General features: G+C 53.5%; 29 protein-coding genes and 2 pseudogenes. 20 read left to right on the top strand and 11 right to left on the bottom strand.

What is annotated here, in order from left to right; all coding sequences use genetic code 11:
- Positions 1-412: 412 nt before the first annotated feature.
- Positions 413-1,546 (bottom strand): TIGR03118 family protein, encoded by a 1,134-nt coding sequence (locus ACZ5BW_RS07250; RefSeq protein ID WP_464543599.1) that lies wholly within the window; start codon positions 1,544-1,546, stop codon positions 413-415.
- Positions 1,547-2,169: 623 nt separating this feature from the next.
- Between ACZ5BW_RS07250 and ACZ5BW_RS07245 the strand changes: the two genes are divergently transcribed.
- Together ACZ5BW_RS07245 and ACZ5BW_RS07240 are read left to right on the top strand one after the other, a co-directional pair.
- Positions 2,170-2,781: a histidine phosphatase family protein gene (locus tag ACZ5BW_RS07245; RefSeq protein WP_464543598.1), complete on the top strand. Its 612-nt coding sequence runs from the start codon at positions 2,170-2,172 to the stop codon at positions 2,779-2,781.
- A 64-nt stretch (positions 2,782-2,845) separates the two neighbouring features.
- Positions 2,846-3,106, top strand: coding sequence for a hypothetical protein (locus ACZ5BW_RS07240; protein ID WP_464543597.1), 261 nt, complete (start codon positions 2,846-2,848; stop codon positions 3,104-3,106).
- Between the two features lie 19 nt (positions 3,107-3,125).
- Here the strand turns inward: ACZ5BW_RS07240 and ACZ5BW_RS07235 are convergent, their stop codons facing one another.
- Positions 3,126-3,872, bottom strand: a complete 747-nt coding sequence (locus tag ACZ5BW_RS07235; protein WP_464543596.1) for a hypothetical protein — start codon at positions 3,870-3,872, stop codon at positions 3,126-3,128.
- A gap of 292 nt (positions 3,873-4,164) precedes the next feature.
- Here ACZ5BW_RS07235 and tmk point away from each other — a divergent pair, with 292 nt between their 5' ends.
- A complete protein-coding gene (gene tmk, locus ACZ5BW_RS07230) occupies positions 4,165-4,782 on the top strand; it encodes a dTMP kinase (RefSeq protein ID WP_464543595.1) in 618 nt (205 codons plus the stop codon).
- Positions 4,779-5,879, top strand: coding sequence for a DNA polymerase III subunit delta' (gene holB / locus ACZ5BW_RS07225; protein WP_464543594.1), 1,101 nt, complete (start codon positions 4,779-4,781; stop codon positions 5,877-5,879). The genes tmk and holB overlap by 4 nt, the downstream gene beginning before the upstream one ends.
- Positions 5,880-6,150: 271 nt before the next feature.
- Here holB and ACZ5BW_RS07220 read toward each other — a convergent pair.
- Both ACZ5BW_RS07220 and ACZ5BW_RS07215 read right to left on the bottom strand, forming a co-directional pair.
- Positions 6,151-6,345, bottom strand: a pseudogene (locus ACZ5BW_RS07220) (IS110 family transposase); the annotation flags it as partial.
- A gap of 12 nt (positions 6,346-6,357) precedes the next feature.
- Entirely contained in the window at positions 6,358-7,425 is a 1,068-nt protein-coding gene (locus ACZ5BW_RS07215; protein ID WP_464543593.1) for a DNA-binding protein, read from the bottom strand.
- A gap of 189 nt (positions 7,426-7,614) precedes the next feature.
- On the opposite strand from ACZ5BW_RS07215, the gene ACZ5BW_RS07210 reads away from it, so the two are divergent.
- Positions 7,615-8,637, top strand: coding sequence for a site-specific integrase (locus ACZ5BW_RS07210; RefSeq protein WP_464543592.1), 1,023 nt, complete (start codon positions 7,615-7,617; stop codon positions 8,635-8,637).
- Between the two features lie 14 nt (positions 8,638-8,651).
- Here the strand turns inward: ACZ5BW_RS07210 and ACZ5BW_RS07205 are convergent, their stop codons facing one another.
- Entirely contained in the window at positions 8,652-9,401 is a 750-nt protein-coding gene (locus tag ACZ5BW_RS07205; protein ID WP_464543591.1) for an IS5 family transposase, read from the bottom strand.
- Between the two features lie 548 nt (positions 9,402-9,949).
- Here ACZ5BW_RS07205 and ACZ5BW_RS07200 point away from each other — a divergent pair.
- From ACZ5BW_RS07200 to ACZ5BW_RS07180, 5 genes are all read left to right on the top strand, one after another.
- The gene (locus tag ACZ5BW_RS07200; protein WP_464543590.1) at positions 9,950-10,714 is read left to right on the top strand and encodes a TatD family hydrolase; all 765 of its coding nucleotides are present in this window, start codon (positions 9,950-9,952) and stop codon (positions 10,712-10,714) included.
- Positions 10,715-10,717: 3 nt separating this feature from the next.
- Positions 10,718-11,368, top strand: a complete 651-nt coding sequence (locus ACZ5BW_RS07195) for an ankyrin repeat domain-containing protein (RefSeq protein ID WP_464543589.1) — start codon at positions 10,718-10,720, stop codon at positions 11,366-11,368.
- 3 nt (positions 11,369-11,371) lie between these two features.
- A complete protein-coding gene (locus ACZ5BW_RS07190) occupies positions 11,372-11,776 on the top strand; it encodes a VOC family protein (RefSeq protein WP_464543588.1) in 405 nt (134 codons plus the stop codon).
- 299 nt (positions 11,777-12,075) lie between these two features.
- Complete coding sequence (locus ACZ5BW_RS07185) at positions 12,076-12,819, top strand: SDR family oxidoreductase (protein ID WP_464543587.1); 744 nt, start codon at positions 12,076-12,078, stop codon at positions 12,817-12,819.
- Positions 12,820-12,898: 79 nt separating this feature from the next.
- Positions 12,899-13,429, top strand: coding sequence for a DUF1269 domain-containing protein (locus ACZ5BW_RS07180; protein WP_464543585.1), 531 nt, complete (start codon positions 12,899-12,901; stop codon positions 13,427-13,429).
- A 139-nt stretch (positions 13,430-13,568) separates the two neighbouring features.
- On the opposite strand, the gene ACZ5BW_RS07175 is transcribed toward ACZ5BW_RS07180, so the two are convergent.
- On the bottom strand, positions 13,569-14,756 hold the full coding sequence (locus tag ACZ5BW_RS07175) for a PEP-CTERM sorting domain-containing protein (protein ID WP_464543584.1): 1,188 nt from the start codon (positions 14,754-14,756) through the stop codon (positions 13,569-13,571).
- Between the two features lie 238 nt (positions 14,757-14,994).
- Between ACZ5BW_RS07175 and ACZ5BW_RS07170 the strand changes: the two genes are divergently transcribed.
- The 3 genes from ACZ5BW_RS07170 to ACZ5BW_RS07160 all read left to right on the top strand — a co-directional run bounded on the left by ACZ5BW_RS07170 (position 14,995) and on the right by ACZ5BW_RS07160 (position 16,967).
- Complete coding sequence (locus ACZ5BW_RS07170) at positions 14,995-15,444, top strand: helix-turn-helix domain-containing protein (RefSeq protein WP_464543583.1); 450 nt, start codon at positions 14,995-14,997, stop codon at positions 15,442-15,444.
- A gap of 248 nt (positions 15,445-15,692) precedes the next feature.
- Positions 15,693-16,487: an MgtC/SapB family protein gene (locus tag ACZ5BW_RS07165; protein ID WP_464543582.1), complete on the top strand. Its 795-nt coding sequence runs from the start codon at positions 15,693-15,695 to the stop codon at positions 16,485-16,487.
- Positions 16,488-16,565: 78 nt separating this feature from the next.
- Complete coding sequence (locus ACZ5BW_RS07160; protein WP_464543581.1) at positions 16,566-16,967, top strand: VOC family protein; 402 nt, start codon at positions 16,566-16,568, stop codon at positions 16,965-16,967.
- On the opposite strand, the gene ACZ5BW_RS07155 is transcribed toward ACZ5BW_RS07160, so the two are convergent.
- Positions 16,931-17,926: an NAD(P)H-quinone oxidoreductase gene (locus ACZ5BW_RS07155; RefSeq protein WP_464543580.1), complete on the bottom strand. Its 996-nt coding sequence runs from the start codon at positions 17,924-17,926 to the stop codon at positions 16,931-16,933. The genes ACZ5BW_RS07160 and ACZ5BW_RS07155 overlap by 37 nt on opposite strands.
- A gap of 143 nt (positions 17,927-18,069) precedes the next feature.
- Between ACZ5BW_RS07155 and ACZ5BW_RS07150 the strand changes: the two genes are divergently transcribed.
- Complete coding sequence (locus tag ACZ5BW_RS07150; protein ID WP_464543579.1) at positions 18,070-18,759, top strand: type 1 glutamine amidotransferase domain-containing protein; 690 nt, start codon at positions 18,070-18,072, stop codon at positions 18,757-18,759.
- Between the two features lie 101 nt (positions 18,760-18,860).
- The gene (locus ACZ5BW_RS07145) at positions 18,861-19,088 is read left to right on the top strand and encodes a hypothetical protein (RefSeq protein ID WP_464574212.1); all 228 of its coding nucleotides are present in this window, start codon (positions 18,861-18,863) and stop codon (positions 19,086-19,088) included.
- A 43-nt stretch (positions 19,089-19,131) separates the two neighbouring features.
- Here ACZ5BW_RS07145 and ACZ5BW_RS07140 read toward each other — a convergent pair whose 3' ends face one another.
- A complete protein-coding gene (locus ACZ5BW_RS07140; protein WP_464543578.1) occupies positions 19,132-20,613 on the bottom strand; it encodes a flavin-containing monooxygenase in 1,482 nt (493 codons plus the stop codon).
- A 147-nt stretch (positions 20,614-20,760) separates the two neighbouring features.
- A pseudogene (locus ACZ5BW_RS07135) lies at positions 20,761-20,977 on the bottom strand (DUF4158 domain-containing protein); the annotation flags it as partial.
- A gap of 155 nt (positions 20,978-21,132) precedes the next feature.
- On the opposite strand from ACZ5BW_RS07135, the gene ACZ5BW_RS07130 reads away from it, so the two are divergent.
- The 4 genes from ACZ5BW_RS07130 to ACZ5BW_RS07115 all read left to right on the top strand — a co-directional run bounded on the left by ACZ5BW_RS07130 (position 21,133) and on the right by ACZ5BW_RS07115 (position 23,234).
- Entirely contained in the window at positions 21,133-21,336 is a 204-nt protein-coding gene (locus tag ACZ5BW_RS07130) for a hypothetical protein (protein ID WP_464543577.1), read from the top strand.
- On the top strand, positions 21,330-21,887 hold the full coding sequence (locus ACZ5BW_RS07125) for a recombinase family protein (RefSeq protein ID WP_464543576.1): 558 nt from the start codon (positions 21,330-21,332) through the stop codon (positions 21,885-21,887). The genes ACZ5BW_RS07130 and ACZ5BW_RS07125 overlap by 7 nt, the downstream gene beginning before the upstream one ends.
- 122 nt (positions 21,888-22,009) lie before the next feature.
- On the top strand, positions 22,010-22,372 hold the full coding sequence (locus ACZ5BW_RS07120) for an IS607 family transposase (RefSeq protein WP_464543574.1): 363 nt from the start codon (positions 22,010-22,012) through the stop codon (positions 22,370-22,372).
- Between the two features lie 31 nt (positions 22,373-22,403).
- Positions 22,404-23,234, top strand: a complete 831-nt coding sequence (locus ACZ5BW_RS07115; RefSeq protein ID WP_464543670.1) for an RNA-guided endonuclease InsQ/TnpB family protein — start codon at positions 22,404-22,406, stop codon at positions 23,232-23,234.
- Positions 23,235-23,298: 64 nt separating this feature from the next.
- Here ACZ5BW_RS07115 and ACZ5BW_RS07110 read toward each other — a convergent pair whose 3' ends face one another.
- Positions 23,299-24,024 carry a glycosyltransferase gene (locus ACZ5BW_RS07110; RefSeq protein ID WP_464543573.1) on the bottom strand — a complete coding sequence of 242 codons (726 nt, stop codon included), beginning with the start codon at positions 24,022-24,024 and terminating at the stop codon, positions 23,299-23,301.
- A gap of 264 nt (positions 24,025-24,288) precedes the next feature.
- Here ACZ5BW_RS07110 and ACZ5BW_RS07105 point away from each other — a divergent pair, with 264 nt between their 5' ends.
- Positions 24,289-24,492, top strand: a complete 204-nt coding sequence (locus ACZ5BW_RS07105) for a hypothetical protein (RefSeq protein WP_464543572.1) — start codon at positions 24,289-24,291, stop codon at positions 24,490-24,492.
- A 138-nt stretch (positions 24,493-24,630) separates the two neighbouring features.
- Here the strand turns inward: ACZ5BW_RS07105 and ACZ5BW_RS07100 are convergent, their stop codons facing one another.
- Entirely contained in the window at positions 24,631-25,029 is a 399-nt protein-coding gene (locus ACZ5BW_RS07100) for a DUF3579 domain-containing protein (protein WP_464543570.1), read from the bottom strand.
- Positions 25,030-25,113: the final 84 nt, after the last annotated feature.

Genomic DNA, 25,113 nt, shown 5'->3' with positions numbered 1-25,113 from the left:
GTCTATCTCATTTATGATATTAGGCGGAATACTGATGTTCTTCGCGCCGGAAGATATCTGGATCGGCGCACTTCTTTTCATCCTTGGTCTCGGCATCGAAATCGCGGGACTAATGCTCGGACACAACAAATAGCAAGCGGAGTACGAATTATTGCTATCCAGGATTGTGGAAAAGGAGCATCGATCTCGCGCGCTCAGGAGATCCCCTCGCCAACAGGGGCAGATTGATTGGAACAGATCAAGTTCCGCGGGCATAAAAAACCCGAAGACGTTATCGACTTCGGGTTTAAAGTTTCCACTTACAAAGGAGGGATCACTTGTCCAACGGCTTATATGATAAAACTGTTACAAATAAAGTCAAGAATAAAGTGTATGAAATTGAGGCGCAGTGATTCCTCGATTCATCAAAACTTCATCCCAGTGTGCGGCGCCTGACCAGCAGCATCAACGCGCCAAGTCCCCCCAGCATCATTGCATAAGCGGAAGGCTCAGGGACGGGTGTGAGGACACCAAACAAACCGTGGGCTTCCTCATTGGGTCCTGCCGTGAAATACAGCAGATGACTGCTGCCTGCCATGGTATCGTTCCCCGGTGAAATGGACCATAAGCCGTCAATCACTACGGGGTGATTGTTGGCATCGAGCACCTGGCCGAGAAAAGCATGCGTATTGGCATCGTAAATATTGATATGGCCATCACCGAAATTTCCTACCAGCAGATCACCGGCAGCGGAACCAAACGAAGAAGGCGCTACAGCCAAACCCCACGGGGCATTCAAGGTTCCTCCGGATGCAACCCGCGCAACGAAATCACCGTTCAGAGTGTATTGGTCAACGAAACCCAGCCCGGCCCCGGCCACTTCGTCATCCTTGCTTGCATTCTGCAGGGCATAGGTCACATACAGCGATCCGTTGAGATTCTGGACGTTGAAAGGAGCATATCCACTGGGAAGGCCGGGATCGGTAAACGAACCAGCCAGTGATGGCGCCGCTGCATCTCCCTTGTGAACATCCACCGTCCCTGCTTTGAAGTTGGCCGCGTAAAGATAATCGTGTCCCCCGGTGTTGCCGATAGCGGCACCCTTATAACTGTTGCTCGCGGATGCCGGCACCAGCGTGTCTGCCGGTATCAAACCCGTCGTACCCAGAGCGGGACGCCAGCCCGAAACTGTGCCATCTTCGCTTACGAACAGAAAGCGATTGTCCCCAAATGATGATGCACTGTTGAATACCTGCCCGGTCACGCTACCCTCGCCCGGGATGGAAACTGTCAAGGGTCGCTGGGCAGTCGCCTGTGTTGCTGGATTCACACCATACAAACGGACTGTTCCGCCATCAGTCGAAGAGACCCAGAAGGGTCCGCCAGGAGCATAGGACATTCCCCACGCATTCTTGAGACCGGCGTCGGTAATCTGTGCGGCATGAGCAAGCTGATCATCGGTCACAAGATTGGTGGGTGTGAATGTAACCGCCCAGGCAGGAATGGTCAGCAGGGATGCCACGACGCCTGCTGTAAGTGAAGGCAAATAGGATCGAATCTGTCGCATGATATTTCCCCTAAAATATTAATAAGAAAGAATTTCAGTGCCACCTGTCAGCTTCTACCCCTCTTTGCCCCTTATCTGTCTCCTGTTCCTTTTTCCGAATAGAAGTGGCGCGGCGAGCAGCGTACAACAACACAAGCTCACCGCTACGGATCTATCATTTATGGGGCTCGATTGGATTTAACACAAATTGTGTGATGAAATTGTTTCCATTACATAAAGAATTCGTGAAATTGCAGTGTCGATAACTTTTTTATAGGGGCATCCACTTCGGGGGCATCCACTTCGCGCCCGCTTAACCAGGGAGCAATCGGTGAGTTGTTCAGCATGCGGCTAAAACTTGACAAACTGCCAGCCAACCTATAACAACAATTGGAAAAATCCTTTACCTGAAAAGGGAGATTAAGCAAAGGGAAGGGGGAAAGAGAGCAACGATTTTCACGGTACACTATTTTTTAATTACCGGAGATGGTAGTGTCCGTCTTTATGTGCAAAAAGCTTTATTGGATCTTGATGATGCAGTGGTTGTGGTTCGGGATGAAAAGGGTGAGATCAACCTCAAATAAAGCATCAACCTGACCCATTATGATGCATGCGCGGGTCTGCTTTCAGAGAGGATGAGAACCATGAACACCAATGATCCCTCTCAGCGCGTGACCACGGTTTACCTCCTGCGCCACGGACAGACGACATACAACATATCGGATCGCCTGCGCGGTCGCGCTGATCTTGAGCTTACCGCGACGGGACGCGTTCAAGCCGAGGCGCTAGGGCAATTGTTTGCCGGTATCGTCCTGTCGCGCGCAGTGTCAAGCCCACTGCAGCGCGCGCTCAAGACAGCCGAACCCGTGGCACGCGCGGCCGGCCTACGAGTCGAGACGATGGATGGCCTCAACGACCGCGATTACGGCGAGTGGACCGGCGTCGAGCGCAGCGAGGTATTGCAGCGCTTTGGCACCATCGACGCCGCGCCAGGCGTGGAACCCTGGGACGCCCTGTGCCAGCGCGTAAAGCAAGCGTTCGACTCCCTGCTTGCCACTTCGAGCGGCCCAGCCATCGCCATCGTGGGGCACGATGCGACCAACCGCGCGCTGCTGGCTGGGCTGATCCCAAAGCTCAGTAAGGCGCCGGAAGACATACCGCAAGCCAACGGCTGCTGGAACCGCATCGAATGGAACGGCGGCCATTGGACGCTGACCGTGCTCAATGCGACGCCCGGGGACGGGCAGCACCCCTGACACACCGACACCGGAGCAGAGCAAGCAGAGCCAAGTCACCTCGACAAAAAAGCGCAGACACTCCATGGCAGTCACCATTCGAGAACTCAAAACGCGCGAAATTCTTGATTCGCGCGGGCAGCCTACGCTTGAAGTGAGTTGCTCGACCAATCACGGGCAGAAGGTGGTCGCGGGCGTTCCGGCAGGCGCTTCGACCGGCACGCGCGAAGCGGTGGAACTGCGCGATGGCGACCCCAAGCGTTTCGCTGGTGGCGGAGCTCTCAAGGCTGATCAGGAAAAAAGACTGCGGGAAGCACTTGCGGGCCCGACGACCGGAAGCGGGTAGTAAGATGAATGCGCTGACTTCATGGTTGTTCCGTGGCGGGCAGAGAGCTCTCAGATGGTTCAATTTTCGAGCGTCCCTCGCGCCTTGCCCTGACCTCCTTGGTGTCCAGATCCAGGACACGCGGATCCCTGGCTGCTGAATCGGCAACAGGCTGTTCCTCGATGCGGGGTTCCGCCTTTGCATGGCTCCCTGTATCCTTATCTTCCATACTCCTGGCTTTAGCCGATTTACTCACGGCGGATCTCGCCTTCGTACTGTCGGCATCTCGGGCAATCTCTCCCCGGCTCCTTGTGGGCTCATCATACTTTGCCTTCAGGTCGTTGCTGATCGCAGCATAATTGCGATATTCGTTTTGCATCTGTGATTGCAGTTGCAAATATTGAACGCTATAAGCCACGCGGGCACTTTCCAGTTGCTGTAACCGGATTTCCAGTTGGCGCCTGTTATGGGAATTGTCCTTGGCTTCGACGGTTTTTGCTGCCAGAGATACTTCCTGGATTTTTTGATTCAATAGCTTGAACAAATGTGCCATGTTATTTGCAGCAGCACTATAGCGCCGATGGTGCAGTTGCATCTTCTCGAATTCGGTCAATGGCTGCCCCCGCGGACGCGAAGCAGGCTCAGCCGTGTTCGTTGCCGGTCTGTCCTGCCGATTCCGTTCCGCCTGCTGGGCAGCGGCGCTGGAAACGCTGGAAATCGAGGTGCTGAACACCAGTGCAAATAAAACCGCCCAGCGTGCGAATACGCTTCCAATATCATCAGTCATGAATGAACTCCTGATTGCCTTTTGTATTTGCGCCTTTTGTGTGTTTTTGTACGCACTGTGGAACAGTATAACTGTTTACCCTTATGTTTTTACCCTTATCCAGGCTTGCGGCTTGCAGCTTCTTTTTCTCCAGCTCGGTTAAATGGATTTGCAGCTATTACCTTCCACAAGTATAAGTTAAACTCGCCTCGAAGCAGACCAGGCTGCCTGACTGGACACGTTTCCTTCCGGCCCGCAAACAATAGCAAATAGCATTGCCAGTATCGTAATTCTCAGGAATGACATCACACTAATGAGGGGCAAGTTCATCACTCTGGAAGGAATCGACGGCGCAGGCAAGACCACACATCTCCGGTGGCTGGAGCATCTCCTGAAGGAAAAAGGAAATACCGTGATTGTCACACGTGAACCTGGAGGCACTCCTTTGGGCGAATCATTGCGCGGCATCCTGCTCGATGGCCGGCAGGCGATGCACGCGGAAACCGAGGCACTGCTGATGTTCGCCGCTCGGCGCGAGCATCTGGACAAGGTCATCCTGCCTGCTTTGAGCCGCGGCGACTGGGTAATATCGGACCGTTTCACCGATGCCAGCTTTGCCTATCAGGGCGGGGGGAGGGGATTATCCCTGCAGAAATTGAATGAACTCGAACGGTGGGTGCAGGGTAAGTTTCAGCCGGATGTTACCCTTTATCTCGATGTGTCTGTCGCATCGGGAAGGCAGCGAACCAGCAACATCAAGCAGGCGGACCGGTTTGAAAAAGAACAGGATGAATTTTTCCGGAGAGTACGAGAGGCATATCTGGAGCGGGCAAAAAAATTTCCTGAAAGAATACGGGTGATAGACGCCAACCAGTCGCTGGAGGATGTCAGGAGGTCCGTTGAAAAAAGTATTGCAACGATTTGCGTATGAGCAATATTTACGGATGGCAGGACGAAGTATGGCGGAAACTTGTGGGTCCGCTGGGCCACGCCCTGCTGTTACGAGGCAGAAAGGGACTGGGCAAGCTTGCGTTTGCCCGCTATCTGGCGAAGTCCAGGCTCTGTGAAAATCCCTCTGTCGAAGGAAAGGCGTGCGAGGTCTGCGCAAGCTGCCACTGGTTTGAGCAAGGCAGTCACCCGGATTTCTGCCTTGTCGAGCCCGAAGCGATCACGGCAACGTCCGGCTCGGGAGAGGGAGCGGGTGAGGAAGGTGTGGAAACTGGAGATGAGGCAGAAGCTCAATCTTTTTCCAGGGCAGCGAATCAGGCCACCGGCAAGTCCGCAAAAAAACCCAGCAGACAGATAAGTATCTCGCAAATACGGGAGCTGGGCGACTTCGTCAATATTACCAGCCATCAGAACGGCTATAAGATCATCCTGATCCATCCGGCGGAAACCATGAATACGGCTGCTGCCAACGCCCTTCTGAAGAATCTGGAAGAACCGCCGCTCCAAACGTTGTTCATACTGGTAACGCATCAGGCACAGTACTTATTGCCGACCATCCGCAGCCGTTGCCGCCAGATCGTCATGCCAGCCCCCGATGCGGCCTCCGCAGCACTGTGGTTAAAACAGCAGGGTGTCAAAGCGCCTGAAAGATGCCTGGCCTCGGCTGGCTACGCTCCCCTGACCGCACTGGAATTCGCGAACGAAGATTATCTTGTGCGGCACAGCGCCTTCATCCAGCAGATCAGCACTCCATCAAGTTTCGACGTGCTGGCACTGGCAGAGGAAATGCAGAAATCGGACCTTGTCATGGTGGTCAGCTGGCTGCAAAAGTGGTGCTACGATCTGATGAGTTTTCGTATGGCGCAGAAGGTCCGCTATCATCTGGACATGCTCGCGCAAATAAAATCCCTGGCATCCGGGCTTGATCCGTATTCAATGGCAGCTTATTTGCGGGCCCTGGATAAAACGCAGCAGCTTGCCCGGCATCCGCTCAATCCAAGATTATTTCTGGAAGAACTGCTGTTTTCCTATGTGACGGTGTTATCCGGGGAATCCAGGAATCGGAGCAAGGCCGGCTGAAAGGATCTGACAGAGGCCTGCCATGACTGCTTCTGGAATAGATCCATGAATAATCCTTCTTATCCTTCCGCGGAATATCGCAATCAACCTACAGCTCTTGAGTACTGCACGGTAATCGCGAGATCGAATTACGTTATGTCGTGCATCAAGTCTCAAAAAACAAAAGCTGAGCTTTTCTCATAGCCTTTGCTGAGCCTCTGGATCAATCGCAGCAAGACCTCCTAGTGTAGCGAAGTGCTCTTGATGGAACTTATAATCAGGCTATAAACCGCACTTTGTGCAGGCGATTCTTCTCGGACGCCAGTTGGCTGACCAGCTTCTGTCGCTGGCGCGAGATCAGGCGCAGCTCGCGCATCATTGCAGGCGGTATGAACGATCCGCGCAGCAGTCCGGCCCGTGCGAGGGTGGCCAGCCACTGTGCATCGCCGACATCGGTTTTGCGTCCCGGGACATTCCCGTCATGCCGATCTTGCCGACTTTATGCTGTGGTGGCTGAACCGGTAAGAGCGACCAATTTCTGCTCAGCCGACAACAAACGCTGTTCGAGCGCGCCGCGATCCTGCAGCCAAGTGTGCTTTTCCTGCGCCAAATGATCGACGCGCTCTTCGGCACGGCGCACTTGGTCGGTCAGCATACTGGATGCTTGTTCTTGGGCTGCCAGCGCTGCCCGCATGTCGCTTAGCTGCTGTCGTGCGACTGTCAATCGCGCGACCAAGTCGTCTTTCGCTGTCATCAGATCCCGAACCTGGTCAGTAAGACGGTCTCGCGCCGAGCGCACCGCTGTCAATTCCTCTTGTGTCGCATGGAGGGCCTGATCCTGGCGGTCACACTCGGCGGTAAAATTGGCGATGAGCATTTCCTGCTGGCCGATTGTCGTTTGCTGTACAGCGGTCTGTCGGTTTGCGCTGGCCAAATCCTGTTCGAGGCGAGCGATACGTTGCTCGTACGCTTGGCGTTCTTCAGCACGTTGGGCTGCAGTCGCTTCCTGATAGTGCTCAAACTGCGCGCGTGTCTGTGTCAGTTGATGGTCTAGCGTCGTCACCTCGCTGGCGCGGTCGGCCAAGCGCTGTTGGAAGCCGACGTTCTCCGCCTGAGCCGTGGCGAGCGACAGGCTCTGAGCGTGATGCGCCTCCTGTAACTGTGCTAGTGCACAGCGCGTTTGAGCGAGATCCTCTGACAAATTTGCCTTGGTCTTCAAAGCGGCCTGCAGTTCATCATTGAACTGCTGTTCGCGTTCGCCTGCAACGTGAAGCTCTTCGGCGTGCTGCTGCTTGGCTTGATCGAGCTTGCACGTCAGTTCGGCTTGCATATGTTCGTACAGTCCCGTGACCGCCTGGAGAAGCGACGCCGGCAAGCCGGATTCAACGGCCGCCATGGTGTCTTGCTGCTCGGCTTTCCAGCGCTTGAGAAAAGGCGCGATGGTACTTTTGCTGCCGGTGCCGCCCAAGGCTTCGCGGACGCTGTCGACGGTGGGATTTTTGCCTGCCCCTATCAGTTGGGCGGCGGCTTGGGCGACATGAGAATACAGAATACCGGCACGGGCCATAGCGTCTTCCTCAAATAAAGTAATATAATACGTTATACGTAATATTACGATAAATTACGTTAAAAATATATGCATGAATTTAAAAATAATAGTTGCGATAATTTATGTTATCGTGACTTAATGTCGAATTCTGCATCACTCTTGACGTAACGTAACCAAAAACCGCGAAAGTGAGCGACAAAAATGGGTATGGAAGAAAAGAAGCCGGAAAATGTCGTTTTGTCGGGAAATCTGTCAAAACGTAACACGGGTACGCTCATTTCCGAACATGAAATGTGGGAGCGCCACCAGCGTTTTATCTCGGCGGCAACCTCGGAAAACACGCGCCGCACCTACCGCTCGGCGATCCGACATTTCTACGCCTGGGGCGGAGCGCTGCCTTGTGATTCGGGGGCAGTGCTGCGGTATCTGCTGGCTTATTCCGACTCCCTGAACCCGCGCACGCTGGCGCTGCGGCTGACGGCGCTAGCGCAATGGCATGCGTTCCAGAGGTTCCCGGACCCGACCACCGATCCGAGCGTGCGCAAGACCTTGAAGGGCATCACGCGCACCCACGGCAAGCCGAAGAAGAAGGCGAAGGCGCTGCCAATTGAGGACTTGGAAGCGATCGTGGCCAAGCTGGAGCCGGACATCAGCCTGATTGCGATACGGAATAATGCACTCTTGCAGATCGGCTTTTTCGGCGCGCTGCGCCGCAGCGAGTTGGCCGCACTGATGGTGGAGGAATTGGCTTGGGAAACGGACGGTTTAGTGATCACGCTCGCGCGCTCGAAGACCGACCAGGAAGGGGAAGGTGTCAGCAAGGCGATTCCCTACGGCGGTCCGGATGGAATATGCTGCCCGGTTCGCGCCTTGAAGCGCTGGCTGGAAGCGGCGAACATCATTTCGGGGGCAGTGTTCCGGCGCGTCACTCGCTGGGGTGCCATCGGCACTGATCCGCTGAGCGACGGCAGTATCAACGATATTCTGGAGGCGTGTGCCAAAGCGGCGAATCTAGCATACGTCCCGGAACTCAGCAGCCATAGCTTGCGGCGGGGCTTGGCCACCAGCGCACATCGATCCGGGGCTGATTTCAAGGACATCAAGCGGCAAGGTGGCTGGCGACACGACGGCACGGTGCAAGGATACATCGAGGAAGCTGGGCGATTCGAGGCCAATGCCGCCTTGGCGCTGCTGCGCCGAAAGGGGAAAAATGAGGCATCAAAACCTTAGGGTCTGTTGACGTTTCACATTGGTAGCCAGAGGATCATACAGGCCATGGCTACCACACTCTCGTAATTTCTCTTCAGCTTGTCGAATCGTGATGCTACGGCTCGATAATGCTTCAAGCGGGCAAAGGTGTTTTCCACCAAATGCCGATAACGATACAATCCTCTATCCAAATCTGCATTGCCTTTGAGCGAATTACGCTTCCTGGGAATGACTGACTTTGCCCCTTGCGACTCGATGGTTTCGCGGATTCGCTCGCTGTCATAGCCCTTGTCCGCGATGATCGTTTCCACCTGCGGGAGTCTGGCAATCAGCTCCGGTGCCACCGTGCAGTCATTGACTTGTCCCCCGGTGATTTCAAATTCAATCGGGAGACCATGGGCATCCACTGCCAGGTGAATCTTGCTGGTGTTGCCTGCCCGACTTTTCCCGATTGCTTCATCCTCACTACTGGCAGCCCCAGCGCTATGCTGATGTGCCTTGGCATAACTGCCATCGATAAAAGCCCACTCCAGGTCAGGTTCGACCACGAGCGCCTTGAAAATCCCGGTCCACTTGCCTGCGGCAGACCAGGCATTGAAGCGCTTGTAAATTCTGTTCCAGCCGCCAAACGCCTGCGGCAGGTCCCGCCAGGGGCAGCCTGTACGCATCCGGTAGAGCATGGCCTCGACGGTCATGCGCAGATCAGGCTTGTCGTATATGGCCTTCTGCAGCAGAATCTTATGCAGCTTCGACCAATGCTCGTCACTGAGCAGCAATCGGGGCATCGAAAACTCGTGTTGTTACTGTATGAGAGCTTTAACAATACGAGTTTTCTTCCCAATGACAAAACCTTGGATCAAAACGTCAACAGACCCTAGCGTATGATTTTTTCCGAATTCTACGGCGTCCCCAGTATTCAAGAATTAAAAGGTGTTGCAGATTTGAATTCCTGGAAGTCCATTCGTGATCATCTGGAAATAAAAACAGCAGGAGATTCTGCACGGAGAAGGCTTCAAAAATGGGTTGAAAGCAATCGGCTGTTATGGCCGCGAGTACCGGATACGGGTAGTTAGGGCCTGTGACGTCATTTTTGCACCTGGATACTGCTGTTGAGGCAGAGTGAGAGCGATTTACCCACCGGCGGTGGTTGGAGGCGTTAATATACAGAGCCTACTATCGGGATTTTTTTCCGTGTGATATGTTCGATTAAGCGACTATTTGGAATCAATAGCGGCGATAATCAACTGACGCCCATAAGCCAGCATCCCTGGATCAGAGGAATAATTGCTGTTGTCGTCATTTCCTCCTTTCTCCTTTTTGACCGGGTTCCACCATGTTTGTCGATTCCCATTGTCATCTTGATTTTCCCGATCTCGCGAGCAGGCTGGATGAATTGCTGGCACGAATGCGGGAAAATGACGTCAGTCATGCACTCTGCGTGAGTGTCAATCTCCAGGATTTTCCCCGGGTCCGCACTCTTGCCGAGAACTATCCCAATTTATACGCCTCAGTCGGCGTCCACCCCGATTATGAAAATCTCGCCGAACCGCAGGCGGCACAATTGGCGTCTTTGGCTGATCATCCAAAGGTGGTGGCGATAGGTGAAACCGGACTGGATTATTTCCGCCTCAAGGGCGATCTCGAATGGCAGCGGGAGCGTTTCCGTCAGCATATCCGCGCTGCCCGCCAATGCTCGAAACCGCTCATCATCCACACGCGTGAAGCCGCTGCCGATACACTGAGGATCATGGCGGAGGAAGGTGCGGACAAGGTGGGAGGAGTCATGCATTGCTTTACGGAAAGCTGGGAAGTAGCGCGGCAGGCGATGGAAATGAATTTCTATATATCGTTTTCAGGCATTGTCACGTTCAAGAATGCCGTTGCGTTGAAGGATGTAGCCAGAAGAATCAGCCTGGACAGGATATTGATAGAAACGGACTCACCCTATCTTGCTCCCGTGCCGTATCGTGGCAAGACAAACGAACCCGCGTTTGTGAGAAACGTCGCGGAAGAAATAGCGGCGCTGCGCGGCATCCCTATCGAGGAAATCGGCAGGATCACGACCGATAACTTTTTCAACTTGTTCAAAGCGGCCTGAATTATGAGTTCATCCAGAAAATTATTTATGGCTGGTCTGGTGCTTGCTGCCAGTCTCTCTCAGCAGCCTTATGCAATGGGTGGGGTTTATGAAGATTTGCGCTGGGCGGCTGAAGACAATAATACATCCGATATCAGCAAACTGCTCGCAAAGGGCGCTGATCCGAATACACCCGATGAGCAGGGAAATACGCTTTTAATGGCTGCTGTCCGTCATAAAAATGCCGATCTTGTCGATCTGCTCGTTCAGGCCGGTGCCCGGCTCAACCTTCGCAACCGCTATGGCGAAACAGCGATCATGCTCGCAAGCCTGCACGGTCTGGAAGATATTGTCCGAAAACTGTACATCAAGGGAGCGGAAATCAACCATGAGGGATGGAACCCGCTGATTTATGCCGCAACAGGAGGCCACCCCCGGATCATCCAACTCTTGCTGGAAGGAGGTGTGCCGATCAATTCAACATCCGATAATGGAACGACTGCGCTTATGATGGCCGCGAGAGGCGGGCATGTTGAAGCCGCAAGAGTTCTTCTGAAAAACGGCGCCGACCCCAATCTAAGGAATGAATGGGACAAAACCGCGTTGCAGTGGGCATTGAGCAAAAACCACAGTAACGTGGCAGAATTACTGAAAGCGAACGGAGCAAAGGAGTGAGGAGTGGAAGTCATCGACTTCAATCACTATAATCTGCGTGCCCCACGAGAATTGCTTGATAGCCTCAAGGCTTTTTATTGCGATGTAGTAGGACTCGCGCAGGGTTTTCGCCCCCCGTTCGAAAGCTTCGGGTACTGGCTTTATGCTGGTGATAAATGCGTACTTCACCTGAGTGAAGCGGCCGTGGATGAAGTGCGGCATACCCACATATCGACTACTTTCGATCATGCCGCATTCACCTGCACCGGACGCCCTGAAATGGAGGAAAGGTTGAAGCAGCACGGCATCCTGTTCAGAAAAGGCCAGGTACCTGCGCTGGGCATTACTCAGTTATTCTTTAAAGACCCTGCCGGAAATGGCATCGAGCTGAGCTTTACCGATCAACTCGCAGATCAGTCCGCAGAATAGATTCGGAATTTTTTCCCTGCAGCTTGAATTTGCGGAATAAACGAGCAAACGGGAATCAGGCTACCGTTGCAAGAGGAAACAGAAGAAGAGGGACAGCATCGCCTTCATCCGCAACTATTGATCCGGCCAGAAAATACTATGAATCTCGTCATTCCGGGCCTGACTCTGAATCCAGTAACCCGGAATCCAGCCCAAACCAATAATGGCGTGCCTTGAACTTTACTGGATACCGGCTTCCGCCGGTATGACGTTCGTACTTTCGTACTGTTTGCTCGCCGACTCAATAATCAAAGAATGAAATGAACAAACCGCTACACGATAAAGTCGCTATCGTCACCGGCGCATCACGCGGCATTGGTGCCGAAATAGCGCGCACATTAGGAGGTGCGGGCGCAAACGTAGTCGTGAACTATACTAAAAACAGGGAAGCGGCCGAGGCAGTCTGCACCGCAATCCAGCAGGCAGGCGCAGAGGCAATTGCTATCAAAGCGGATGTCAGTAATTCAGCTGAAGTTTGCAGTCTCTTCGATGCCGCAATCGATCGTTTTCAGCGCCTGGATATTCTCGTCAATAACGCGGGCATGCTCCTGTCCAGAAAGATGTCTGACATCAGCGACGACGAGTTCGACCGCGTTCTGGATGTCAATGTGAAAGGCGTTTTTTATGCTCTCCGGGAAGCTGCTGTCCGGCTCGAGGATGGAGGTCGTGTGGTGAATTTATCCAGCACTGTTACACGGCTGATGCTTCCCAATTATGGCGCCTATGCGGCCAGCAAGGGTGCTGTCGAACAACTGACGCGCGTCTTCGCAAGAGAAGTTGGGGATCGCGGCATCACTGCAAATATCGTTTCGCCAGGACCGGTCAATACGGAAATGTTCACTACGGGAAAAAGCGAAGAAACGATAAGACGGATGGCAGCGATGTCTTTCCTGGGGCGCGTAGGAGAGCCGGAAGACATAGCGCGAGTTGTCCTCTTTCTGGTGAGCGAGGAGTCCGGCTGGGTTACCGGACAGAACATCAGCGCCAGTGGAGGCGCGGCATAAAATCTGTTTCGCTGGTTGCAAATTGATTCTTCCCGGGATCGACTCAGAAAACAGAAAAACTTTATGACAGGAGAAAGACATGTCTGAGCTGGTGGTAGTGGGTTTTAAAGATGCCGAAGAAGCCGATCGTGTTTTGCTTAGACTTGCCAAATTGAAAAAGGAACACCTGATAGATCTTGAGGACGCCGTTGTCGTCATCCGCGACGAGGCCGGCAGGGTCCACCTCAAGCAGAGCATTAATCCTACCATTGAGGGAGCGACGACCGGCTTCATGCTCGCTTCCGGCAGCTTATGGGGAGGGCTGATCGGACTGCTATTCATGCATCCGATTGCCGGCTTTGTATTGGGCGGTGCAATCGGCGTCGGGGCAGAGGCGCTGTCCGGCTCTCTCGCCGACTACGGTATCAACGATGATTTCATCAAGTCGTTGAGTGAAACCATCCCCGCCAACTCATCAGCGCTTTTCATTCTCGTGCGCAAGGCGCAACCGGAAAAGGTTCTGGCGGAGCTCACCGGCGTTAAAGGCAAGGTCCTGCGAACGTCCTTGTCTCCCGAGCAGGAGAAAAAACTCCAGGAAGCCCTGGCAAATTCAACACCCCCCACAACATAGCTGAGACGTAGAAAATGTAGGGTGCAATAAGCAAAGATTCATACCGATCGTCGTAAAGGTCAAACCCTGCTGAGTCCCCCGGCATAGCCGGGGGCTTACCTCTATGAGTTATTGCACTGAAAACGAGGGAACCCCCGTCTTATTGCGTTCCTGGATCTGCACGCAAACGCCGCAATGCGGCCATGATAACTAAAAGGCCTGCACCGAACATCGGAACAGTTGAAGGCTCAGGTACAACGGATACGCCATCAATCATTGCACGAACATGAACGTTTTCTCCACCCAGCGGATTTGCCGTGATAAAACCAGTTCCAGGCACAAAGGTGATCGGTGATGTGGAGAAGAGGAAGCCTGGCAATGATGGGTTCGTGCCTCCAGAAATATTAAATGACTCGCCCGTACTCAGTGGAAGTGAGCCTTCGGCACTAAGCCACTGTGTCAGGTCCACAGCCACAAACAGGTCTGATGTATTATCGTTCCTGCTAAACATTGGTACCAGGAACTCATCGGAGCCTTTAAAGAGCATTGTTGCGCTGCCAAGATCAAGCTCGTTTATAGCACCATCCACTTTGCCTGCAAATGCCAGCATTGTTTCAGATTGACCTGAGCCAAACGCCTGGACCTTATAATCGCTTAACCGTCCCAGTGCTCCATTCGCCGGGTTTACCGCAGCCGCCGGGAGAGCGCCTCCATCGGTCCTGCCTGCAGCAAGATTCACGCGATTAATAACGCTGCCATCAAATAGGTTTCCGGTGCCGACTTCGCGGTAGCTGGGTGTGATGGCTACCGCAGTCAGCGGCATGCCGCCGGTATTGGTCAGGGACCACGCGAACGGTGTGCCAGCCGCCACATGTTGTCCCGATGTTATCACTGTCGCCGCAGAAGGAGGCTCCGCTCCGGCACGTATCGACACTGTGGTACGACCCAAGTCCACGGCAGCTCCATGATTAAGCTGCTCTGCCCGTCCCACTACGTCGACAGCTCCGATGACAGGTTGTTTTAGCCCGGGAAACGAAAAATTAAATACCGGTCCTGCGGGCGGTACACCTGCGCCCGCAATGTGCTGGATACCTACGGTCAGATTACGGGCACCAGCGCCCCCTGCAGCATCCGTTAAAGTTGTTCGCCAATTTGTGCCATTGACCAATGGAGTTACACCCCCGACACCAAAAAAATATTGATGGCTCCTGGTAAAGTTGGCCGCATTGTCCACTCCTCCCGGATTTAATACAAAACCAACTGCGTGGGCGGCTGGAGGCACAGCACCAATAACCATCACAAACGCTGCTGCATGTAATACTTTCCATCGATTCTTCGAAGTCTTCATTTTCGTTCTCCTTTTGCTTGGAATAACACGAGGAAATGCGCTTCATGCTCTGTGTTCGGAAATCGAGTTTTCATCCAAAAGCTTGATCGACTGCCTTATCGTGCTTTCATGCAAGATGCCTGCCATAACCGGGATACGTGTTATAAGACAAAATATGTGCCGCATATATTGCCGCATGATGCTATGGTGAAATATGTATGTGGCTGTTAGATCCCATTGACATCCGTATAGGCTAGCGATGCGCAAACTTGAGGTTACCAAAACTAATGTCATTCAGATGGCGCTGAGGCGGGAGATGCAAGGGTGCCCACAATTACGCTTTATGCACCGATTACACTGTATATTGCTGATAGGTGCGGGCGGGAGTTGTTACGAAGTAGCCAAAGTGTTTGGTGATAATCCGCGCAGTGTCGAGCGCTGGGTGCAGCAATTCCAGCAGACGGGTATAACAGGTCTCAAGGAAAAACCTCATCCCGGAAGACATGCGAAACTTGTGCATGAGCAAATGCGCCAGCTCGAATTCATGCTTCGCGATTGTCCGCGCGAACTAGGATATCCAGCAGATGTATGGAGTAGCCAGTTGCTGTGTGGCGAAATACTGCGCCGTTTTCACGTGAGCCTGAGTGTACGGCATTGTCAGCGTCTATTGAGGGCACTTCGGCAACCGGTTCCTCAACAAAATGAGTGACATTGGTAGCAAAAGGGCTGGATTTTCTGTATTCCATCTTTCTCAGGTTACCCGACAGAAATTCTGTCATATCTGTTTATACATTCTCCCCTGCCTTGCAGATTTCGAATTTCTGGATATAACTGTAAAATTCTTCGACAAACGTAAAGATGCTGAATACTTAAATCGCCAATTTGCAATTAGGATTAACCCATCTCTAAAGAGCAATCTACTCAACCCAGTCTCCGCAATTGTTCTTTCAACCCAAATTGTCTATTAGCCGCTTACCGGTCCTGGAGAGGAGAGGGGCGGTTGAAGCGATTTCGGTTTACTATGAAGGGTTAAAAGGAGGAAGGGCTCTGGAAGCTATAAACGCGGGTGATTTCGTCACGATTGCTATTCATCTTTTGGCGGCAGTTCTATCGGGCGGGGCTATCGGTCTTGAACGAAGCCTGCACGGGCATCCCGCCGGTTTCAGAACGCATGCACTGGTTTGCCTTGCATCCAGCCTGCTAATGCTGGTCACGCTCTATCAGTGGAAGTGGCTGCCGCCAAATATATCGATGGAGGCCGTCCGAATGGACCCAACCCGGATGTCGCAGGGCATCATGACCGGTATCGGTTTTCTTGGAGCCGGGGTTATTTTCAAGGAAGGCCTGAGTGTTCGCGGCCTGACCACTGCTGCTTCCATCTGGATTACAGCCGGTATCGGCATACTGATGGGTATAGGCTTTTTCCTTCCCGGTATTTTTGGAACTCTGCTGACCCTCGGGATACTCTCGCTTTTCCGTTTGATCGAAGACCGGATCCCGCGGCAGTCATACGCTCAGTATTACGTAAGCTTTGACCGCCATAAGGTGATGCCGGAAGACCAGGTCCGTGCCCTCGCACTCGACCATGGGTTTGAGATTGCAACCATGAGTTACCGGATTACGCGGGCGGGCTTGTTCGAATACCGCATGGATGTCAGGACGACAAATGCCGGCAGAGCTGCGGGGCTTGCAAAAGCACTGCAAAATATCGAGTCTGTACGTGAGTTTCGTGTCTCGACCACGGGTACCTAACTTAAAATATACGTGTCCCTCCAGCGGGAGAGATATGAATTCAGCTTGAATCGTCAACCAACCGGAGGAGTTTTCCCCATGCAACTGAACCCTTATCTCAATTTCAACGGTCAATGCGAGAGCGCTTTCAAGTTCTATGAAAAATGTCTCGGAGGGAAGATCACAGCAATGCTTACCTTCGGAAGTTCACCCATGGCGGAACAAACACCGCCGGAATGGCATGACAAAATCATGCACGCGCGCCTGACGGTAGGCGATGCTGTCTTGATGGCCTCGGATGCGCCACCCGGACATTATGAAAAAACCAAAGGGATGTCGATAGCCTTGAATACGGAAAAGCCGGAAGAAGCCGAACGTATATTTACGGCATTGTCGGAAAATGGAACCGTGCAGATGCCGATCCAGTCCACCTTCTGGGCTGCCCGGTTTGGCATGCTGGTCGATCAGTTCGGCATACCGTGGATGGTCAATTGTGAGTAAAGACGATGAATTTCAATTACTCCTGTCGTCAAAACGATTTTTCCGATGTGGGCGCCCGATTCCATCAATGCATGCGCCTCGGCAGCTTCCTCCAGTCGGAACGTTTTGAATATTTGCGGCTTTATTTTCCCCTGATGCAATAACGGCCAGACCTGCTGTTCCAGTTCCTGCGCAATCTGAGCCTTTTCAGCCACGGTGCGAGATCGCAGGGTCGAGCCGGTATGCGTTAGCCTTTTTGCCAGCATGGGCATCAGGTTCAGCTCCATGGCAGGCCCATTCTGGATACCGACCTGGAGAATACGGCCATTGAGCGCAGCCGCCTTGTAGTTTCTCGCTACATAGTCCCCGGCGACGATATCGAGAATGACATCGACTCCTTTGCCATCCGTAAACTTTCGGACTTCCTCGACGAAATCCTGCGTGCGGTAATTAATGGCGAAATCAGCGCCCAGGGCAACACATGCCCGGCATTTTTCCTCCGAGCCTGCTGTTGTCAGGACAATGGCGCCGAAAGCCTTGGCCAGCATTGTGGCGGTGGTGCCGATGCCCGAGGTGCCACCATGAATGAGTACAATCTCGCCCGATTTGAGCTTGCCGCGCTGAAACAGGTTGGTCCAGACGGTAAAAAAGGTTTCCGGCAATGCCGCTGCCTCGATCATGTCAAGACCCGATGGTATCGGCAGGGCGTTGCTCTCGTGCACCACGCAATATTCAGCATAGCCACCGCCTGCAACAAGCGCGCAAACCTTTTCGCCCTGCCTGAATCGGGTTGCGCCTTCGCCTGATCCAATGATTTCCCCCGCGACTTCAAGCCCGGGTATTTCCGAGGCACCTGGAGGGGGAGGGTAAAGCCCCCGGCGCTGCAGGATATCGGGACGATTTACCCCGGCCGCTGCCACCTTGATCAGGATTTCACCGCGACCAGGCTTGGAAACCGGACGGGACGCAGGCCTCAGCACCTCCGGTTCTCCCGGATGTTGTATTTCAATTGCCAGCATCGTTGGTCGACTGTTGAGTTTGAAAGCGATGCCAATACCTGCTATAGGTTAACTGTTCCAATTTTCCGTTGGTGTTTCGATGTTTTCCCACAAAGGAGATGAACATGAAAATTCTCATCGTTCTGACATCCCATGATCAACTTGGCGACACTGGTAAGAAAACCGGCTTCTGGCTGGAAGAATTCGTTGCCCCCTATTATGCGTTCAAGGATGCAGGAGCGGAAATCACGCTGGCTTCGCCGAAGGGCAATATGCCACCGATCGATCCGAAAAGCGATCTCCCGGAAAACCAGACTCACCTGACGCGCCGCTTCCGGACAGACAGCGCCGCACAGGCTGAGCTTGCGCATACCAAAGAGCTGACCTACATTTCGGCAGCCGATTACGATGCGGTCTTTTATCCCGGAGGGCATGGCCCGATGTGGGATATGCCGGATAACCGGATATCCATTTCATTGCTGGAGGATTTCATAGAAGCCGATAAACCGATTGCCGCAGTGTGTCATGCCCCCGCTGCGTTGGTCAACGTGCGGGGAAAAGACGGGGAGTATCTGGTCAAAAGGATGCGCGTGACCGGTTTTTCAAATGCCGAGGAAGAAGCGGTTGGCCTGACCTCGGTTGTTCCATTCCTGCTGGAAGATCGTCTGAGGGAGCGCGGCGCCATATACAGCAAGGCAGACAACTGGATACCCTACGTCAAGGTCGACGATAAGCTGATAACCGGTCAGAACCCAGCTTCCTCCAGGCCTGCGGCGGAAGAGTTGCTGCGAATGCTCCATGTCGTCGCCGTCTAGAACTGCGGAACTGCCGGACATCCACCGGCAGGAGTCTATCGAGAGGGCAGGGAGGAGAAGCGCTCCCTACCAACCAGGAAGCAAGATAAACAGGAAAGGAAATGCAGGGCGTGGACAAAAGTGAATGGTATTTTCAGGTCGGCTATGTGGAAATATTGTATGCAGCAATGGTGGTGGGCATTGCGGTTGCATTGTATTTCTTCCGCAAGTCTGGCGAGGTTTCGGGCTTGATCGCAGACAGGATGGAGGAAAGCGGCAAGCTGCTGGGCTTGCTGGGACTGGCGGTGGTGCTTTTCATACTCAACAGGGTGCTCGGGGATCTGTGGTAGGGCCGCAGTGGTTGACTGCACGGAGCTACCAGCCCCACGAGGCTTAACACATGACATAATCCTCGAATCGAAGTTCTCGAAGCTGCTTTGCGTACTGAAAGGAGAATCCCGGATAAATTCCGATGATTTTCCCGGATTCTGTCTTGTACCAACTCCGGCATCCTGCAGCCCATACCGTTGTCGATAAAGTCTTTTGCAATTCCTCGTTATACCGATTCATGGCTTCAGGTTTCACTGAAAGAAAGCGCTTCCGCTGCCTGGCCACCTCCTGGATGCATTTCAGCGCATAGTTCACCTGGGTTTCTATAAAAAGGATTGCGGAGGTGTGTCCTTGCCCCGTATTTGGCCCCAGGAGTATGAAAAGGTTGGGGAAATTAGCCACTGTGACTCCCTGGTAAGCCTTGGGCTCACCCGCCCACGCCTCGTTCAGTGTATCGCCATGCAAACCCCGTATTTCTACCGACAACATATGTTTTACATTGAAGCCGGTCGCACAGATAATCGCGTCCACTTCACGTTTCTGCCCGTCGCACGTGAGGATACTGGTGCGGTTGATTTGCTGGATGGGAGTATCGATCAGCTCCACGTTGGAGCGCATGAGGGTAGGGTAGTAGTCGTTGGAAAGCAGGACACGCTTGCAGCCGAAGGGATAGCTGGGACGTAACGCTTCCCGCAGGCGCGGATCGGTCACCTGCCGCCTAAGATGCCATTCTGCAAGCCCACGCCCGATCCTTGCCATGAAACCGCCGGGATTAAAGGAAAGACGGTTCATTTCATGAAGCCAATAGAGCAGAAAGCGGTTGGCTTTGATAACCGGCTTTAACCGAAACAGGACTTTTTCCCATGGCGCGTAAACATGATTCAGCCTGGGGATGACCCAGTTAGGGGAGCGCTGGCAGACGTAAAGCCTTGCGGCAAGGGGAGCAATGCGGGGAATGATCTGGACCGCGCTCGCCGCCGTGCCGATAACCGCGACCCGCTTGCCATCAAGGGAATAATCGTGATCCCATCGGGCAGAGTGAAACAGGCGGCCTTCATAGATATCCATGCCCGGGATATCGGGGTATCGCGGCTCGCTCAGCGGCCCCGCGCTGCAGATGAAGAAACTTGCCTTCAGTTGCTCCCCGTTTTCAAGCCGTAACAGCCAGAACCCCTGTTCGGGATCAAAGCGCGCGCTCGTCAGCGTGGCATTGAGCCTGATACGAGGCAGGAGATCGAACTTCGTGGCAAATCGCACCAGATATTCACGGATTTCAGGTTGTGGAGCGTAAGCCTGAGACCAGTCGGGGTTGAGGTCGAAGGAGTACGAATAAAGGTGAGAGCGGACATCACACTCGGCTCCGGGATAGGTATTGTCCCCCCATGTGCCTCCAATTCCTCCAGATTTCTCGATAATGAGAAATGAGGTGATACCGGCTTTACGCAAGGCCCTGCCCATGCAGAGGCCCGAAACGCCAGCACCGAGAATTACAGCGCGATAGGTTTCCCCGTCAGCTTGTTCTGGGACAGGAGGTATGTTCGACATTCAGCAGTTTCAGTAGCCAGGGAACAAATTCATATTTAATGTCATTTATTACAATAGCATCCTCTTATTTTGTTTATCAATAATAAAAATTAATTTATTTCTTCATCTATTTTAGAGATATCTGCTCAAAAGTACCGGTACGCATAATGGTGGCTCGCCGACACCAAGAACCGTGCCCGGAAAGCGAAGGTAGCAGAGCTGGACCGCGAAGCCGAGGCGATTCACCACACCTCGCCGCTGTCGGATGATGGAAAGGTCGGACTCGCTGAGCGTGTAGTACCGGATCGGGGTCGGCATGGTTGTCGGGCAACACCAGAAGGCTTTGCCACAGGCGGCGGGACAGGATCGAACAGCGGGCATGCAGGTGCCTTCTTCTTATAAACGAGGGATTTCGAGAAGCTAGGTCAGGACGTTGATACGGGGCGCAAAATTAAGGCATTGCTATTCTCGAAAATAGTTCTTGAAATTCTATTCTTGATTGGCTATCATCTCAACGAGTTTCGATAAGGAAGAATACCGATGCGGCCGTCCGTTGCGCTTGACCTCAAGCGAAGTGCAGTGCGCGAAGCGACAAGTCGCTTTTGTGCGGCAAACCCGCGTGTTTTCGGCTCGGTGCTGCATGGCACCAACCACAGGACGGCAGTGACATCGACCTGCTGGTTGGATGGTATGGGGAAAGACGAAGAGCGCAACGACGACCATCCGGGAGACAAGTCATGTTGATTGGTTATGCGCGTGTCTCGACGCAGGATCAGAACCTTGAGTTGCAGCGGGAAGCCTTGACCAAGGCCGGGTGCCAAAAAATCTTTGAGGACAAGGTGAGCGGCACGAAAACCGATCGTCCTGGCTTGACCAAGGCGTTTGAAATGCTGCGCGAGGGCGACACACTGGTCGTCTGGAAACTGGATCGACTGGGTCGCAGCGTCAAGCAACTGGTCGATCTGGTCGGCGAACTGCGCAAGCAAGGCATTCAGTTCAAGAGCCTCACCGATGCCATCGATACCGGCACGCCTTCCGGCCGGTTCTTCTTCCACGTCATGGCCAGCCTCGCCGAGATGGAACGCGAGTTGACCGTCGAGCGCACCCGGGCCGGATTGGAGATCGCCCAGCAGCTCGGCCGCAAGGGTGGGCGCAAGCCCAAGATGACGGACAGCAAGATCGAGTCGGCCAGGAAGCTGCTGGCCAGCGGTGTCCCGCCCAAGGACGTGGCCAGGAACCTCGGCGTGTCTATTCCGACGCTGTATCGCTGGGTGCCGGCTTCGACACACGCTTAGCATGGCGATTTTTTTCGTTTCGTGAACTGGCCCCAGCCAGCGCAGGATCTTGTCAAAGGGGAGGGGTTAAAACAGTTCAATAAATAGTTGCGTGTTTTTGTTCATTCATATATGTTTTGAACATGTCTCGCAAAATGGTCAGCATTCAGGAAGCCGCTGAGTTCCTGGGCGTAGCAGCCCAAACGCTGCGACGCTGGGAGCGTGAAGGCAGGCTGATTCCTGATGAGCGCACACCGGGCGGGCGCAGGCGCTACGACTTGGCCAGGCTGCGCCCGCAGCAATTTCATACGTCCACAGCAGCGCTGCGCACCGTCGCCTACGCCCGAGTCTCCAGCCAAGACCAGAAAGACGACCTGGAGCGCCAAAAGCAGGTGCTAGAACTCTACTGCGCCCGCCAGGGCTGGACATTTGAGGTGATTGCCGATCTGGGCTCAGGCATGAACTACCACAAGAAAGGCTTGATTTCGCAAAAAAGGAGCGCATGACCGCTTCACGCTCACCAGCGACCAATTCGGTATCGACGCCTGTCGCATACGCATCCCCAATTTGGGCTGGGTGCGTATGCGTGAGGCGTTGCGTTTTGCTGGCAAAGTGATGTCGGCCACCGTCTCCCGTGTGGCTGATCGCTGGTTTGTCAGCATTGCCGTAGATACCCAGGATGATTCGCACCTGCCTCCAGCCAAAAACCAAGGCGCGGCAGGTGTGGATTTGGGTGTCTTGGCACTGGCAACGTTCTCAACGGGGGAAAGCATTGCTGGCCCTAAGCCGCACAAAGCGCTGCTGCATCGCCTGCAAAGGCTCTCGCGTAGCTTGAGCCGCAAGCAAAAAGGCTCGGCCAACCGCAAGAAAGCCAGGGTCCAACTGGCAAGGCTGCACGCTCGCATTGCCCATATCCGCTCGGACGCTTTGCACAAACTCACGACAGACCTCACACGGCGCTTCCATACCATCGGTATTGAGGACTTAAACGTGCGCGGCATGGTGAAAAACCGCCACCTGGCACGCTCGATTGCTGATATGGGATTTTTTGAGTTCCGGCGGCAACTGGAGTACAAGGCCGCGATGCGTAGTGGGCAAGTGGTAGTAGCTGATCGTTTCTTTGCCAGCAGCAAGACCTGCTCAGACTGCAACCATAAACTGGAGTCGTTACCGCTGGCAATGCGGCAATGGACATGCCAGGAGTGCGGCGCAATCCATGACCGCGACGTAAACGCCGCTGTCAATTTAAAGAATATGGCGGTGAGTTCCACCGTCTCAGCCTGTGGAGAGGACGGCTCTGGCTCAGGTCGTAAGACCCGAGTGAAACCAGCTTCGGGGAAGCAGGAAGTCAGTTTTGTTCCTGTTTAAGCAGGAATGAGCAAGTCTGACGGAACGGAATGCGCACTTATTTGGTGTTATCGTCCATGACAAGTCAGCGCCGCCCATCGTACCAGACTGACAGATGCTTTTTGTCTTGCAGAGAGCGGCGAGGGTTCAGTATGACTCGCGCGATCTGGCCAAAAATCTCTCCCGCGGAGTAGAGTTGCACCTTTCGCGGCGAGGACTCCAGCGGATGTTTCGTCAGGATCGGGAATTGCAGGCCGCGCGGCCGTCCCCATTTTTTCAGCTTTTCGCTCAAAGTTATTTCATCAGCGGCATAAAGTTCCTGATCGAAGCCACCCACATCACGAAATGCATCCGCCCGGCTGACGACAAGTGCGCCGGCCGCCCAGCGAAAGAGGACGGATGTTGCAGTCCAGAGTCGCAATACGCCACTGGCCCACCACGGCAGATCCTGCATTTTGATGGCGCTCCCGCAACCTACAATTCTGCCTTCTTCTATCAACCGCAGAATATCGCCAAATAATTCGGGATTCAAAATACTGTCGGCGTCCACAAATAATAGCCAGTCTCCTGTTGCCACGGCAGCTCCGGTATTTCGCGCCCGGCCAATCTGATTGACTGGCTCGAAAACGACCTGCGCACCGGCCTGCCTCGCAAGCTCAGCCGTGTTATCCGTGGAGTTGTTGTCGACTACGATTATTTCCGAGGTAAAACCGGGTGTGGCATTTGCCACGAGCGACGCATGAACAGATTTTAGGCACGCTTCAATCAGAAGCTCTTCGTTAAAAGCCGGAATGATTATCGAAAGATGCATTGAACAGACTCGATCTTATTTGTTGTGACTGAAATCACGATTATCGCGGAAAATATGCAGGGGAAGCCAGATATCGACGATAGGTGAAACATAAGACCTTATGCTACGTTTAGGAGTGGCAGGCAGTAGAAACAAGGCGATAAACAGTTTAAAAGCTTTTTTGAAAAAACTGCCATCAGATATAGGGACAGGTAAAATTGAAAAATAGTGAAAGGATTCTTATGGTTGAAGCCGCAAGAGTCATATTGAGTATTGGGAGGTAAGATGAGTGAATTTGCAATCCTGCAATGGCTGATAGTATCCGCACTCTTTTTCGTCGTTCCATTTTGGAGAATCTTCAAAAGAGCAGGTTTCAAACCGGCATTATCCTGGATTGCCTTGATCCCTGGGGGCATCCTGATTCTTCTATGGATTCTTGCGTTTGCCAAATGGCCGATACTGACGGGAACAGAAATAAAGAAGGAATAACCTTCCGTCTAAAAAGCCAATCTTTGAGCCAGAGGACGATGCAGACTATTCAACGTCCATCCCGCTACCGTGTCACATCTCCTGCAGAGCGCCAAGATGCCCGATGTGCCTTGGCCAGGTTTTACGTTCCATTGCGCACTAAACCAAGCCTCCGGCAAATTGACAATATTCGAGCATGATGAGATTGTTATCGTGCGCGAAACCTGTGACGAAATCCCAGACTCTCTTCTCCAGGTCGCGCAGACGCAGGTCGACGATCACGCAAATGACACCGCTAATGATGGCAGGCCGTACGTGGGAAGAACAATGGAAACCAGGGCGAGCTGCTTGATGCGCACGGATTGGCGCTGTCGCATCTGAGTCCAGTAGCGCCGCGACGCCGCATAATCGTTCGGCCCAGTCGCTTGGGCGAAAGATCGAGCCATCGTACCGGATGCCCTTGATCAGCAGTTCTTTGATGGGTTCGATCGGCCTGGCAAGGATTGCAGGGCAGCTCTTGCGCCCCGCGGGAGGATCGTAACCCACCGAGTACTTCATGTCGGCAAACTGCTCTGATGTTTCATCAGGGTCATTGTGCAGAATGGGATGACTCAGATATTCTACATACCACCTACATACAAC

The organism is Nitrosospira sp. TNL300, assembly GCF_055385915.1.
Note: the sequence above shows the minus strand (reverse complement) of the source record. Positions and strands in the feature narration are given on the sequence as shown.

Excerpts from the sequence above, each read along its gene's own strand:
- ACZ5BW_RS07205 (WP_464543591.1), bottom strand. The coding sequence starts at position 9,401 with ATGCCCCGATTGCTGCTCAGTGACGAGCATTGGTCGAAGCTGCATAAG.
- ACZ5BW_RS07160 (WP_464543581.1), top strand. The coding sequence starts at position 16,566 with ATGCAACTGAACCCTTATCTCAATTTCAACGGTCAATGCGAGAGCGCT.
- ACZ5BW_RS07250 (WP_464543599.1), bottom strand. The coding sequence starts at position 1,546 with ATGCGACAGATTCGATCCTATTTGCCTTCACTTACAGCAGGCGTCGTG.
- ACZ5BW_RS07170 (WP_464543583.1), top strand. The coding sequence starts at position 14,995 with ATGCGCAAACTTGAGGTTACCAAAACTAATGTCATTCAGATGGCGCTG.
- ACZ5BW_RS07215 (WP_464543593.1), bottom strand. The coding sequence starts at position 7,425 with ATGGCCCGTGCCGGTATTCTGTATTCTCATGTCGCCCAAGCCGCCGCC.
- ACZ5BW_RS07100 (WP_464543570.1), bottom strand. The coding sequence starts at position 25,029 with ATGAAGTACTCGGTGGGTTACGATCCTCCCGCGGGGCGCAAGAGCTGC.
- ACZ5BW_RS07140 (WP_464543578.1), bottom strand. The coding sequence starts at position 20,613 with ATGTCGAACATACCTCCTGTCCCAGAACAAGCTGACGGGGAAACCTAT.
- ACZ5BW_RS07180 (WP_464543585.1), top strand. The coding sequence starts at position 12,899 with ATGTCTGAGCTGGTGGTAGTGGGTTTTAAAGATGCCGAAGAAGCCGAT.
- ACZ5BW_RS07235 (WP_464543596.1), bottom strand. The coding sequence starts at position 3,872 with ATGACTGATGATATTGGAAGCGTATTCGCACGCTGGGCGGTTTTATTT.
- ACZ5BW_RS07145 (WP_464574212.1), top strand. The coding sequence starts at position 18,861 with ATGCAGGGCGTGGACAAAAGTGAATGGTATTTTCAGGTCGGCTATGTG.
- holB (WP_464543594.1), top strand. The coding sequence starts at position 4,779 with ATGAGCAATATTTACGGATGGCAGGACGAAGTATGGCGGAAACTTGTG.
- tmk (WP_464543595.1), top strand. The coding sequence starts at position 4,165 with ATGAGGGGCAAGTTCATCACTCTGGAAGGAATCGACGGCGCAGGCAAG.
- ACZ5BW_RS07200 (WP_464543590.1), top strand. The coding sequence starts at position 9,950 with ATGTTTGTCGATTCCCATTGTCATCTTGATTTTCCCGATCTCGCGAGC.
- ACZ5BW_RS07245 (WP_464543598.1), top strand. The coding sequence starts at position 2,170 with ATGAACACCAATGATCCCTCTCAGCGCGTGACCACGGTTTACCTCCTG.
- ACZ5BW_RS07195 (WP_464543589.1), top strand. The coding sequence starts at position 10,718 with ATGAGTTCATCCAGAAAATTATTTATGGCTGGTCTGGTGCTTGCTGCC.
- ACZ5BW_RS07125 (WP_464543576.1), top strand. The coding sequence starts at position 21,330 with ATGTTGATTGGTTATGCGCGTGTCTCGACGCAGGATCAGAACCTTGAG.
- ACZ5BW_RS07110 (WP_464543573.1), bottom strand. The coding sequence starts at position 24,024 with ATGCATCTTTCGATAATCATTCCGGCTTTTAACGAAGAGCTTCTGATT.
- ACZ5BW_RS07175 (WP_464543584.1), bottom strand. The coding sequence starts at position 14,756 with ATGAAGACTTCGAAGAATCGATGGAAAGTATTACATGCAGCAGCGTTT.
- ACZ5BW_RS07120 (WP_464543574.1), top strand. The coding sequence starts at position 22,010 with ATGTCTCGCAAAATGGTCAGCATTCAGGAAGCCGCTGAGTTCCTGGGC.
- ACZ5BW_RS07240 (WP_464543597.1), top strand. The coding sequence starts at position 2,846 with ATGGCAGTCACCATTCGAGAACTCAAAACGCGCGAAATTCTTGATTCG.
- ACZ5BW_RS07185 (WP_464543587.1), top strand. The coding sequence starts at position 12,076 with ATGAACAAACCGCTACACGATAAAGTCGCTATCGTCACCGGCGCATCA.
- ACZ5BW_RS07210 (WP_464543592.1), top strand. The coding sequence starts at position 7,615 with ATGGAAGAAAAGAAGCCGGAAAATGTCGTTTTGTCGGGAAATCTGTCA.
- ACZ5BW_RS07150 (WP_464543579.1), top strand. The coding sequence starts at position 18,070 with ATGAAAATTCTCATCGTTCTGACATCCCATGATCAACTTGGCGACACT.
- ACZ5BW_RS07130 (WP_464543577.1), top strand. The coding sequence starts at position 21,133 with ATGCGGCCGTCCGTTGCGCTTGACCTCAAGCGAAGTGCAGTGCGCGAA.
- ACZ5BW_RS07105 (WP_464543572.1), top strand. The coding sequence starts at position 24,289 with ATGAGTGAATTTGCAATCCTGCAATGGCTGATAGTATCCGCACTCTTT.